The organism is Psychrobacter sp. M4 (assembly GCF_055699795.1).
In genome coordinates this window covers 538,058-550,452 of the sequence record NZ_CM146740.1, presented here as the reverse complement: position 1 = coordinate 550,452, position 12,395 = coordinate 538,058, and the positions used below count along the sequence as shown (strand labels likewise).

The 12,395-nt window shown below is 42.1% G+C and carries 12 protein-coding genes, 1 tRNA gene and 2 pseudogenes; 7 read left to right on the top strand and 8 right to left on the bottom strand.

Annotation, left to right across the window (positions count from 1 at the left end; all coding sequences use genetic code 11):
- Positions 1-85 precede the first annotated feature (85 nt).
- The 5 genes and pseudogenes from ACR63N_RS02365 to ACR63N_RS02345 all read right to left on the bottom strand — a co-directional run.
- A pseudogene (locus tag ACR63N_RS02365) lies at positions 86-364 on the bottom strand (hydrolase); the annotation flags it as partial.
- A 54-nt stretch (positions 365-418) separates the two neighbouring features.
- Positions 419-559, bottom strand: a pseudogene (locus tag ACR63N_RS02360) (DUF1275 family protein); the annotation flags it as partial.
- A gap of 98 nt (positions 560-657) precedes the next feature.
- On the bottom strand, positions 658-1,206 hold the full coding sequence (locus tag ACR63N_RS02355) for an NADPH-dependent FMN reductase (protein WP_367105589.1): 549 nt from the start codon (positions 1,204-1,206) through the stop codon (positions 658-660).
- A gap of 300 nt (positions 1,207-1,506) precedes the next feature.
- Positions 1,507-2,214, bottom strand: coding sequence for a YoaK family protein (locus ACR63N_RS02350; RefSeq protein WP_367105676.1), 708 nt, complete (start codon positions 2,212-2,214; stop codon positions 1,507-1,509).
- Between the two features lie 102 nt (positions 2,215-2,316).
- On the bottom strand, positions 2,317-2,715 hold the full coding sequence (locus ACR63N_RS02345) for a DoxX family protein (protein ID WP_367105588.1): 399 nt from the start codon (positions 2,713-2,715) through the stop codon (positions 2,317-2,319).
- A gap of 510 nt (positions 2,716-3,225) precedes the next feature.
- Between ACR63N_RS02345 and ACR63N_RS02340 the strand changes: the two genes are divergently transcribed.
- The 7 genes from ACR63N_RS02340 (at position 3,226) to ACR63N_RS02310 (ending at position 9,936) form a co-directional block, all read left to right on the top strand.
- Positions 3,226-3,834: a YceI family protein gene (locus ACR63N_RS02340; protein WP_367105587.1), complete on the top strand. Its 609-nt coding sequence runs from the start codon at positions 3,226-3,228 to the stop codon at positions 3,832-3,834.
- A 147-nt stretch (positions 3,835-3,981) separates the two neighbouring features.
- The gene (locus tag ACR63N_RS02335) at positions 3,982-4,887 is read left to right on the top strand and encodes a LysR family transcriptional regulator (RefSeq protein ID WP_367105586.1); all 906 of its coding nucleotides are present in this window, start codon (positions 3,982-3,984) and stop codon (positions 4,885-4,887) included.
- A 191-nt stretch (positions 4,888-5,078) separates the two neighbouring features.
- Positions 5,079-6,206: an MBL fold metallo-hydrolase gene (locus ACR63N_RS02330; RefSeq protein WP_367105585.1), complete on the top strand. Its 1,128-nt coding sequence runs from the start codon at positions 5,079-5,081 to the stop codon at positions 6,204-6,206.
- On the top strand, positions 6,206-7,009 hold the full coding sequence (locus tag ACR63N_RS02325) for an SDR family NAD(P)-dependent oxidoreductase (RefSeq protein WP_472782403.1): 804 nt from the start codon (positions 6,206-6,208) through the stop codon (positions 7,007-7,009). Before ACR63N_RS02330 ends, ACR63N_RS02325 begins: the two co-directional genes overlap by 1 nt.
- 224 nt (positions 7,010-7,233) lie before the next feature.
- A complete protein-coding gene (locus tag ACR63N_RS02320; protein WP_367106277.1) occupies positions 7,234-7,794 on the top strand; it encodes an amidohydrolase family protein in 561 nt (186 codons plus the stop codon).
- Complete coding sequence (locus ACR63N_RS02315) at positions 7,758-8,489, top strand: amidohydrolase family protein (RefSeq protein ID WP_367106276.1); 732 nt, start codon at positions 7,758-7,760, stop codon at positions 8,487-8,489. The genes ACR63N_RS02320 and ACR63N_RS02315 overlap by 37 nt, the downstream gene beginning before the upstream one ends.
- Before the next feature lie 181 nt (positions 8,490-8,670).
- Positions 8,671-9,936, top strand: coding sequence for an MFS transporter (locus ACR63N_RS02310; protein WP_472782402.1), 1,266 nt, complete (start codon positions 8,671-8,673; stop codon positions 9,934-9,936).
- Between the two features lie 107 nt (positions 9,937-10,043).
- Here the strand turns inward: ACR63N_RS02310 and ACR63N_RS02305 are convergent, their stop codons facing one another.
- The 3 genes from ACR63N_RS02305 to ACR63N_RS02295 form a co-directional block, all read right to left on the bottom strand.
- Positions 10,044-10,901 carry an N-acyl homoserine lactonase family protein gene (locus tag ACR63N_RS02305; RefSeq protein WP_367105581.1) on the bottom strand — a complete coding sequence of 286 codons (858 nt, stop codon included), beginning with the start codon at positions 10,899-10,901 and terminating at the stop codon, positions 10,044-10,046.
- Between the two features lie 211 nt (positions 10,902-11,112).
- Complete coding sequence (locus ACR63N_RS02300) at positions 11,113-11,907, bottom strand: glucose 1-dehydrogenase (protein WP_367109764.1); 795 nt, start codon at positions 11,905-11,907, stop codon at positions 11,113-11,115.
- A gap of 309 nt (positions 11,908-12,216) precedes the next feature.
- Positions 12,217-12,291, bottom strand: a tRNA-Gly gene (locus tag ACR63N_RS02295).
- Positions 12,292-12,395: the final 104 nt, after the last annotated feature.

Below are 12,395 nucleotides of genomic sequence, written 5' to 3'. Positions count from 1 at the left end.
AATGGTAAGGGAGTTTATGCCACAAAAGCGCAGTTGGTTTTTATTTATAAGCCTTTAATATTTATAATTAGCTTATTTATAAACATTATTTAACGACAGGGTTAGGACCAATACTGCCACCAAATGCAGCTCGTGCAGGAGCTTTATGTACCATAGTATAGGCATAATCGACACCCATACCATAAGCACCAGAGTGCTCTCTTACGATATCCATAATTGCATCATAAGTGTCTTTACGCGCCCAATCGCGTTGCCATTCGAGCATGACTTGTTGCCAAGTTACCGGAATGACGCCCACTTGGATCATACGCTCCATTGCATATTGATGCGCCTCTACCGAGGTGCCACCAGAGGCATCGGCAACATTTATCATGCGTTTAGTTATAATGACCGTAATCAAAAACACAGGCAGCGCGCCAAGCTTAACCCATAATCCATCACCGCCTTTAACCAGTCCAGCACCAGCCATCACCAAGTTACCAGTGACGTGGTTGGTAAAGAAGCCTAGTAGACCAATAAAACCAATGGTATCAATAGCACCGCCAACCGTAGTCAACATGACTGGTATCTCGTAGCGCTGCCAAAAGGTCAAATGAGACGAAGGGTCGTTGTTTTGAACCTTATCACTCTTATCTTTTTTACCGTCCACAGCAGCCATTAGGCCTCTCCTATAAAGTCAACAAAACCACTGACGAATTTTTGTAAGAATTTCTGAGTGCCCTCAACGACTTTGCCATCATCATCTAAGCTGTCAGCTGCACGGCTTAGATACACCTCAGGGCTTACCATCATCTTAGCCGATAGCATTTGCATACTCTTACGCACATCAAGACCACTAGCACGGCCGCCGTAAGTGCCAGGAGATGCTGTAACTACTGCTACTTTTTTATCCGTCCATACGCCATCACCATGCGGACGTGAGCCAATATCTATCACATTCTTTAAAGCTGCTGGCATAGTCCGATTGTGTTCTGGAGTTACAATAAGTACTGCATCAGCAGCTTTAAGCTGTTTACGCACTCGCGTATAACTGGAGATATCACGCTCATCATAATCTTGATTGTACAGCGGCAGATCGGCAATATTTACCTCTTCTACTTCGATACTATCTGGTAGCTGTGAGACAATATATTCAGCAAACTTACGATTGATAGACTCCACTCGCAGGCTACCAATGATTAGAGCGACGCGCGCAGGGGTACTCATGATAAGCTCCTAATAATTATTATTTAGTTGTCATGGCTGTAAATGTGATTATTGATTCATTTATCAATAATTAGCATTTGATTCTTGATATATCTGATTCTTAATATTTGGTTAGACATAGCTTCATTGTAATCATTGATAATAAGTAGATAAACCGTGATAAAAACAACTGTATGTTCTCATCCATAGAACAATACTTTGTTACTTATTCATAAACCCAATATGTAAAATGGAATCAAGTAAGGTCTATAGAATAATAAATAGATATAGCATTTCAAGGACTGTAAGCGTTACGAAGTTTTAACCAATATTTTGTAAAAATTCTTCATCGCGTGCTAATACAGATAGATAAAGTACTGGCAGTACAAATAGACCTACGGCCCAATAGCTGAGCTTGACGTAAAGAAGTGCACCTAGTAGGGCGCCAACGACAAAGCTTAAGACCAATGCAGTACTATGACCTAGTTTTTTGGCGTTTTTGGAGGTTCGATTGGCTAGATAATCAGATAAATTGATTCCTAGCTGCGTGGTATTACCAGTCATCAACACCGTTGGACTCATATGTTTAATCACTGTTTTGCTAGCAGTATTACGAATAGCCAAAGCGGTTAGACCCAGACCACCAGTGATCGCCACGGTGATACTGCCAGCATCGGTAAAAGGTTGAAAATACAAACCGGCTATCATAAATGCGGTCAAAAAAACCGCTTCAGCCAATAGTAAGTGACTGAGTACCAGCTGCTGCTTATGACTTTTATCGATATAAATCTTGGTAATCACTACCGTCAAAATAAATAGCGGCACAGATGCCAGCTTGATCCATAATCCATCTTCGCCTTTTACCAAACCGCTACCTGCCAGTACTAAGTTGCCCGTAACGTGTGCGGTAAAAAAGCCGAATAAGGTAATAAAGCCAATAGTATCAATCGCTCCGCCAACAACAGTTAATAGCACAGGCGTTTTATAGCGCTGCCAAAAGCTTGCCTGTGCTGCATCAATACTGTCCATACTGTTATTAGCCATTGAATAAAGCGCTCATTACTTACATAGATGTTTTTATAAATTTTCGGTACGCATTATTATCAGTTGCTACCCTAGTAGCCTTACCACTTAGTGCCTTCTATGGCTATGCGTAGGGCCGTCAACTGAATAAGCACCAGGGCCATGAGCAAAGATCAATAAGAAACCACCAGCCATAGCGATGTTTTTCATAAAGGGGTTCATCTGCGACTCATCGTTCCAAAATTGATGGAAGATTAAAGCTGACATAATATTGAAACCAACGAACAATATAGAGATTAGTCGTGCTTTAAAGCCGATAAGGATAGCGATACCCCCAAGCAGCTCAAGAGCAATTACCAGTGGTAATAATATACTGGGTACACCCATTGATTCCATATAACCAGCCGTTGCTGCATAACCTGTAATTTTGCTAAAGCCTGAAAAAATAAAAATCATTGATAAAAGTAGGCGGCCGATAGGGGCGCTTAGTTCTTGTAACTTATCCATCAGTATTCTCCATTCATAATGTGAATGCTTATTTAAGGGATTTTCTCATAATCAAGTAATGGCATTATTGTAGTTGTTGCTCTTAGATAGATAAACTCCAATAATTACAAAAGTGTGTTCTTTATGATAGAACAATAAACTATAGAGATAATATTAAAATAGCGGTACTATTGTTTGAGTACTTGGTTTGAGTATTTGAATGGTGTATGTACTTGAATGAAGGTTAACTAAATAGCCATGTAGCTAAATGAATACATAGTTAGATACCAAACGTATTGTTATATATGGGCTTTAATTACCAAGAATAATATATCTTGCCAAGTTTAAAAGTTTAGTTATAAAAACATTTATAACAGCAAAAATAATACATAAGACAACGGACATATACACTTTTTGATATTATTTATCATCAAACATAGTAATTTTTTGCTAAACTTAGCACTTTGAAACATAAGCTTTACTTAAAAAGTAAACTTTAAATCTACCTATTCAATAAAAGGATTGTCTATTATGGCTTTAAAACTTTTTAAATTAGTAAACCGTACTATGGCTGTTGCAGCTATCAGTGCCCTTGGCATGCTCAGCACTGTAAGTCATGCAGCTACTTATGAGCTTGACCCTCATCATACTGCGGTACGCTTTTTTGTTGATCACTTTGGTACTACAACTAATGCTGGCGGTTTTTATAATTTATCAGGTAATCTTGAATACGCACCTGAAGCGCAAGAAGGCTTTATAGGCCTTACTATACCTATGGGTAGCTTAAGCACAGGGATCAAAGCTTTTGATGGACATCTAAAATCTGATGATTTTTTCAATGTAGAAAAATACCCAACGGCTTATTTTAAATCCACTGATTGGGTATTTGATGGCAATGAGGTCAAAGCAGTTAAAGGTGATTTAACTCTACTTGATCAAACTCATCCAGTAACACTAACAGCTACTAAGTTTAATTGCTATGATAGCCCTTTGTTAGAGGCAGAAGCTTGTGGTGGCGACTTTGAGACCACTATCGATAGAACCAAATGGGGTATTGATACCTACACTGATGGCGGTATGATGAAAGACATCAAACTGGTCGTTCAGGTAGAAGGCAGCAAAAAATCTGACCTTCAGTAAGGTTCTTACTTTTAACAAGCTAAAAAGTTGCATTATTATTTTAAAGGCTTATTTAGAGGCTGGGCTAAGAGTCTGGTCTCTAAAAGTTTTATTGAGTCTAAAGACTAATAATAAGATATAGCGGAACGAGGATAAAGGATAGCTAGTATGGGTCAACTAGAAGATATGGCTATGTTTATACGTGTGGTTGAAGCTGGTAGCATTACTAAAGCTGCTGAACAGCTAAATATCGCTAAATCAGCGGTCAGCCGCCGTTTAAAAGATTTGGAGACGCGTTTAGGTAGCCAGTTGATCAGCCGTACTACCCGTCAATCCAATTTAACAGAAGCAGGTCAGCACTACTATCAGCGTGCATGCAGTATCTTAAACGAGGTTGACGCGCTCAATGAGCAAACTAGCGGTGCACCTACTCGTATAGAGGGTACTCTAAAACTAACTGCACCGTTGTCATTCGGTCTTATGCATCTGAATGATGTGATTGATGAATACGCCAATCAACATCCTAATCTAAGCTTTGATTTGGATTTTTCTGATCGACACGTTGACTTGATTGAAGAAGGTTTTGAATTAGCTATTCGTATTAGAGAGCTGCAAGACTCAAGCTATCAGGCAAAACGTTTGGCGCTGATTCGTTACGCACTTTGTGCCAGCCCTGAGTATTTACAAAAGATGGGAACGCCTGAAACGCTCGAAGACTTAAATGAACATGAGTTCTTGCAGTATGGCCTTAGTAAAACAAGCAACCTACAACTGACTGATGCGCAAGGAAAAAAGCATAACCATACAATAAACGCAAAAATAAAAGCGACTAATGGTGAGTTCTTAGTAGATTTGGCAGTGAAAAATCACGGTGTTATTTTTATACCAACCTTTATCGCTTACCAAAGATTGGCCAAAGGTGAGCTAGTGCCTATTCTTAAACAGTATCAACTACCCACACTCAACGCCTATGCAGTTTACCCAAAAAACCGCTTCCTATCACAGCGTTGCCGCTATTTGATTGATTTTATTGCAGAGCGTTTTGGTGATGAGCCTTATTGGGATCAATTTTGACAAGAACGGCGTAAAGGTCTTACTAAAAGCTCATCGTTACTCATCAGACCATCATATCTATTTTTAGTCGAACTTGAGAGTACACTAAAGTTGCTACCCATCTTAAAAAGCTATTGCTACTATCAAGGAAGACAGTACTATAGCGACAAAGCTTGATGTACAAAATACCATTAATCATAAGGAGATGACTTATGGATCACAGCGATTTACAAAAGCTTGGTATGAAAGCGATAACCGAGTTTGACTATGCCCGCCAAAGCCCTTTACCGCAAGAGCGTTTACAGGCTGCCCGCGTTCAAGCTGAAGCTTTTAGAGAACGCTTCATAGACGAGCCAGAAGTTGACTATTATCAGAGCGTTAATTTAGTTCGGGTCCCCTACCCAACATGGTACGCCTACAGTGGCGTCTATACGCAAAGCACTTATAAATTTCCTTATCTGCATATCCTAAACCGGCTATTCATCATTCAGTATCATGACTTTTTGGGAGAGCTAAAAACTTTGTTGTTCTCTCCGTCTGACATTGATGCCGATCGTGAGACACCGTTTTTTAAGCGCTTAACCAACAAGATGCCGAGCTGGTCGCCACTTGAGAGTGTGGTTGCTCCTATCTTTCGTGATGTGAATGAGGCTTTAGCTGAGATAGGCCTTGCGCCTGAAGATATTGACTATATCAGCTATGACCATCTGCATACCCAAGATGTACGTCAGTGGCTTGGTTCTACAACGGCTACTACCAACCTGCCTGCCTACTTCCCAAATGCCAAGCTTTTAGTGCATGAAAAGGAGTGGCAAAGCGCTCAAGGTCTACTACCTCTGCAAGCTGAATGGTACTGTCCAAACGGCATTGAAGGCATTGATCTTGATAAGGTCATCACTTTTGACGGTAGTATTCAGCTGGGCAAAGGCTTAGCACTGGTACATACTCCGGGTCATACTGAAGGCAATCACTCCTTGGTTGCTCGCGTAGCGGACGGCATCCGAGTGACCTCAGAGAACGGCGTCGGCGCTGATGCTTATGCGCCTATGAATTCCAAAGTCAATGCTATCCGTCGCTATGCTAAAAAGACGGGCATGGAGGTCATCTTAAACGGTAATACTTTAGAGGACAGCACCGATCAGTATATCTCTATGGTCGTTGAGAAAACCATTGCCGGTCCCTCTAACAACCCTGATTTCCCCAACTGTGCTTCAAGTAGTGAAGCCACTCCTTATTGGCTGATTCCCGGTCATAAGGTCAGTCATTTGATTGGGGAGGCAAAGTTTGGCCGTTTGAATAAAAGCAGTCCAAGTAACGTTTCACAGAAGGAAGGCGCTTAATGAGTTACTTCACTAATAAAACCGTTTATATTACTGGTGCTGCCTCCGGTATCGGTTTTGAGACTGCTAAGCAATTGATTAAACAGGGTGCAAACCTAGTATTGTTCGATGTACAGCCGCTTGATGAGACGCTATCTACGCTACAAAGTCTCAATAAAAAAAGCGCCTCAATTAGCACTTATAAGCTTGATGTCACTGATAGCGAGGCAACTACTAAGCAGTTTGCCATAGCGGCAAACGAGCAGTCTCCGGATATTCTAATGCATTTTGTCGGGATTACTAGCCCTTGGACATTTGATGAGATGAGTCAAGAGCAGTTTGAGCGAGTCATTGATATCATCTTGTTTGGCACGCGCAATGTACTAGCAGCGGTGCGTCCTTTCTTGTCACGTGGCGACCAAGTGATGGTTACCGCCTCAATGTCCTCTTTTACAGGTAGCTACGGCTATAGCTCATATAGCGCTTCAAAGTTTGCCATTTGGGGTATGATGCAGTCGCTAAGCTTTGAGTGGAAGCCATTAGGTATTGATATTACTGTCTTTGCACCGCCGCCAATAGATACGCCGCTGACTCAAGCGGAAGTTGGCGTGATGTCACAAGCAGGCGTCGGTATGAAAAAGCTGGCAGGCAAGCTTAAGATCGAGGACGCGGTTAAGTCCATGCTAAAAGGCGTAGAAAACCGCGAATTCTTAGTAGTGCCCGGCGTCATGGCCAACCTAATTAGATTGCAGTTGCGCTTCTTCCCAATGAAATGGGTGAATTGGATTGGTAATACCAGTGTTAAATTATCTATGAGAAAGTAAGTCATTTTAGACTAGCAACACAAAATCAGCTGAGCATTTTGCTTGGCTTTTTTATGGATAACAATACCTTTCACTATTACATCTACATATTTCCCACCGAATAAAGACAGTAACGGATGGTAGATGTTTTTTCAATACTCTACTCTGTTAAATCGCCAAAACAGTCTTGCAAAACCTACTTTCAAAGAACAATGAGCGATACTACCTAAAATAGGATAATAACAGTGACCAATTTAACAATAAAAAATGCCAGACTAATGGGTTATCAGTACCCTGTCGATATTCACATAAAAGATGGACATATTGCTAGTATAGACGTTGTCAAAGACTATATCACTGATAATGAATCGGACAAAAAGTCTAAAACCTGCAAAAACGTTTACGATGCTAAAGGCAACTTTGTGTGCTCAGGGTTTTTTGAGAGTCACATTCATCTTGATAAAGCCTGCATTTTAGATCGCTGTAGCGTCCAAGAAGGCACACTTCAGGAAGCGGTTGAAGAGACAGGTAAAGCTAAAGAAGGATTTACTGAACAAGACGTATTTGAGCGCGCCTCAAAGGTCATTGAGATGGCAATAAAAAAGGGCACAGTGGGTCTACGTACCTTTGTAGAGACTGATGAGAAGACAGAATTACGTAGCTTTGAGGCGATAAAAAGAGCGCAAGATAAGTACGCTTTTGCTATCGATATTGAGATCTGCGCGTTTGCTCAGTCGGGTCTCACAACCAAACCCAAACCCAAGAGTTATTGCAGCAAGCACTGGAGCAAGGCGCTAATCTGCTAGGAGGCTGCCCATACAAGGACGACAATCCAGACCAGCATATTGAGATGATATTTGATTTAGCTGAGAAGTTTGACGTCGATGTTGATTTTCATCTGGATTTTGATTTAGACCCTGAGGACTCAAGCATTCCAAAAGTCCATAAGGAAACCATTAAGCGTGGCTATCAAGGCCGCGTCTCTATCGGTCATGTCACCAAGCTGTCGGCTATGGATAAGATGAAGCGCGGCGAGATGGCAGGACTGCTCAAACAAGCGGGTATCACCTTGATCGTACTGCCAGCCACCGATGTCTATATCAGTGGTAGCGGTTATGAATCCTTGATACCTAGAGGCATGGTCAATGCCAATCAATTCGCTGAGCTTGGCATCAATACGGCAATCTCTAGCAATAATATCTTAAACGCTTTTACCCCCTACGGTGATGCGTCCTTGGTAAGAATGGCCAATATGTATGCCAATATTGCACAGTTATCCACGGACGATGAGCTTACCGATACCTTTGATATGATCACGAAGAATGCTGCTAAATTGTTAGCGGTTGAGAGCGATATCACTGTTGGCGCGCCAGCAACTTTGGTCATATTAGAAGCTAAAGACGCGGTAGAGGCTATTCGTACTAATGCCCAAGCACTGGCAGGCTTTAAAAACGGCAAACAGACTTTCAATAATCAAGCGGCTGAGATTTACTTTGAATAATGGTAAGAGTACATCTGCAAAATATAGAGAAAACAAGTAAAAGGATTACAAATAATTATAGCGTTAGTTGCCGATTTAATACTCTGTATTGTACAATTATTATTAAATAAATCCCTTTAATAGATCTCTATAATTTAGAATAGCTACATATTGTAGAACAGCTAATGATTTTGGATATGTTATGAGCAATTTTACAGCTAAGAATACAGTGTCTCACGACCAATCCTCGTCTCAAACTATAAACAAGCCCTCTAGCTTTAAGACAAACTGGCTTGCCGTCAGTATGGTGGTGACGGCTGGCATTATAGCGGCGCTACAAGTGGGCAAAGTTATCGTTTCCGTCCCGCTACTGCGCGCAGACCTCGGACTTAGCCTTAGCGCCGCAGGATGGGTATTGTCTATCTTTTCGGTGCTTGGCGTGTTAGGTGGTATTCCTACTGGCGCAGCGGTCAGTCGTTTCGGCGATCGACGTATCCTACTCTTAGGACTTGTTGCTATTGTTATTGGTAGTCTAGCGGGCGGTTTTGCCAGCGCTTACTCGATGCTACTAGTGACTCGAGTCGTTGAAGGTTTAGGGTTTTTACTGATTATCATTGCCGCACCTGACTTACTTAGACGTATTGTTGCGCCCCATGAGCAGGATCGCGCTTTTGCGATATTCAGCTGCTTTATGCCAGCAGGTATGGCACTGGCGCTACTGATTGGCCCTGTGTTTACGGGATGGCGTAGCTTGTGGTTTGCTAATGCGGTGCTAGCGGCGCTCATGATCATCGCCGTCATGCGCTATGTTAGTCAAGGTGTGATCATGCAGGATAAATGGTCGTGGTCTGGTCTTACTCACGATACCATGCAAACACTCAAAGCCGACGGGCCATTACTATTGGCGGCGACCTTTGCACTTTATACGCTACTATTTTTTGCTTTATTCAGCTTTTTACCGGTACTGCTCGAAGAACGTATGGGTGTGTCGGCAGCTTTAGCCAGCGTGCTCACTGCCGCCGCTATCGGTGCGAATATTATTGGTAATTTAGCAGCGGGTGTATTGCGAGAGCGCGGCGTGGCTCAATGGAAGATCATCAGCGTTGCCAGTATTGTGATGGGCGTTATGGGTTTAGGTATTTTTCTACCTATACTGCCAAATTTAGCCGTCTTTGGTGCTTGTGTTGCCTTCTCCGCTTTCGGCGGCTTAATTCCAGCAATAGTAATGGGCGGTATCCCGACGCTCACGCCCAGTGACAAGCTTGCCCCCGTATCATTTGGTCTCGTCATGCAAGGCAATAATTTGGGACAGCTGATCGGTCCGGTCGCCATTGGCGGTGTGGTAGGCGCTATGGGCTGGAACGCTGTTGCCGTCTTTATTGCAGGGGGCGGCGTAGTCGTTGTCCTTTTAGCTCTAGCACTGCGCCGATCATTTCAACGTGCAAAAATGGGTTCAACAGCGTCTTAGTGCATAAATCCAGCCTTGTATTTGAGCCAAGATTTAGATAACGGGATAATTTTCTCGGTTAAAGTTTCGATTGAAAATTGTTATTACTTAGACCTTATTCACAAAACCTAACGTGCGCTACTTGGAAAAGCAGGCAGCAGCTTAATATGTTCCGGCTCATGCTGAATGATCAGCGTCGCTGGAATATTCTTGACAATGCCGTAGAGACGATCCATAGAGGCTAAAGACTGCGCGCGATCGGTGTTAAACGGTGGCACGTTATTATTGGTTACCTGCTCATTAAAATGCACAGTATCACCGCTTAATAACACTGCCCCAGTCTCAGGCAATCGTACCAGCAAAGAGTGACTCCCTGGCGTATGACCCGGCGTGTCAATCATCACAACCGATCCATCACCAAAGACATCATGATCTTTAGAAACCGCTTCTACTGAGCCATTGCCCTCAAGCCAAGGCGATAGTGCGGCAGTATTGATATCAGCAGGAGGCGGCGTCTGCTTGAGTACTTGTAGATCATCTTCGCCGATGAGCAGTTTAGCATTAGGAAAGTCGGTAGCTTGACCGGTGTGATCGAAATGATAATGACTAATACCAACGATATCGATGTCCTCTGGTTGGATGTTGATCTGCTGTAGCTGGTCAACCAAGGTTCGATTCAAACGCGGACTCATAGCGTCTTTAGTGATCTTTGCACCCAGTAGCTCCTTAGACAAGCCAGTATCCCAAAGCATAAGCTCATCGTTGTGACGAATTAAATAACAGCTGTCTGTCAGCGTTTTGCTCTGCCCAGTATATTGAAAAGTATCTGAAAACTGGTTTAATTCATTGACCTGAATGGTACCGCAGTCGAGACGCCAAAGCTCTAAATTAGCTTCATTTTTGGCTATCTCTGTAGCTGCTGCGTGAGCTGAAAAAGACAATGATAGCGCTGCACTTGATACTACTGCTAGTAAGATTCTTTTCATTATTTTTCTCAAATCAATAGCGGATTAAAATGCCTAACTGTTTTGTACTAAGATTTCTAAAATCTACTAAACTAATGAGTTAATATCAAATCATTTTATAGATAACTAACAAAAAAGCACGATCTTTTATAAGACCATGCTTTTTTTGACTTAACAAATTCATTTGAAGTGAGCCGTTCAACATTGCTCATCTTATTTAGCAGCTTAGTCATTATTGATCGAGTGTTTGTACGCCGCCACCATTCACAAATAACGTCTGACCACTTACCCAGCTTGAGATAGGGGAAGCAAAATAAAGCATGGCACCAGCGATATCATCCGCTTCACCCAAACGCTTAATTGGTGTGTGGGCGAGCATCTTTTCTTCAAGCTCAGACGTCAGTACAGTTTCTAAAGAGGCTGTACGAGTCGCTCCGGGACCTACAGCATTGATACGCACCTCAGAGCCAAAGTCATGCGCCAAGTTAGCAACCATATGATTGACCGCGGCTTTTGAGGCGGCATAACCGCTCATGTCTGGGCTTTTATTAACGCTCGACATCGAGGTGGTAATGACAATGGACCCATAGCCTGACTTTTTCATATGCGGTACACATAACTGGCACAGACGCCAAGCGCTAAACACGTTTAATTCAAAGTCGCGGCGAAAATCATCAACGGAGATCTCAAACGGGTTCTCTTGACCGCCACCGCCGCCGCCCGCGTTATTGATCAAAATGTTGATACTGCCAAATGTATCTACCGCTTTATCAACCATAGCGACTAAATCATCGTCTTTTAGGATATTACATTCAACGGCCAAAGCTTTAACTCCAAAGCTTTCAATCTCTTTGGCTGCTGCTTTGGCATCATCCATCTTTAGATCGGCAATAACAATGTTTGCGCCCGCTTGTGCTAAGCGTAGAGCAGAGGCTTTACCAATACCGTTGGCACCGCCAGTGACGATGGCTATTTTGCCTGATAGATCAAATAGCTCATTAAACTCTTTATGCTTATAGTCTTGCATGATTACTCCTTTAATTATTTAATTTTCAGTTATTAATTATTTAGTCATTATTACAAAACAACCTGATAATTATGCGCGGTTTGCTTTAATTTAATGTCATAACCTCATAGTCTTTTGTAATATTTATTTGTAATCGGCACAGAATGGTAACCCAGCTGAATTATGACTTGATCGGATGTCTTCATTGCTCTAACTGAAATTTGCTTTAACACTACTAACTTTATAAAAAGATCTGATAAGTTCTAGGCATAAAAAAAGCCCCACCTCTCTTATTGAGAGGTGAGGCTTTTGCGCTTTTTAAGCTATATTTGGAGCGGGAAAAGAGATTCGAACTCTCGACCCCAACCTTGGCAAGGTTATGCTCTACCACTGAGCTATTCCCGCTTAAATCAAGATGTTGATCTATTGGTCATGTTTTAATAATGACTACGTCTTGATATGCTGGCTATTCTATCAATTATTTTGCTGGTGTCAATCTCTTTTTTTAT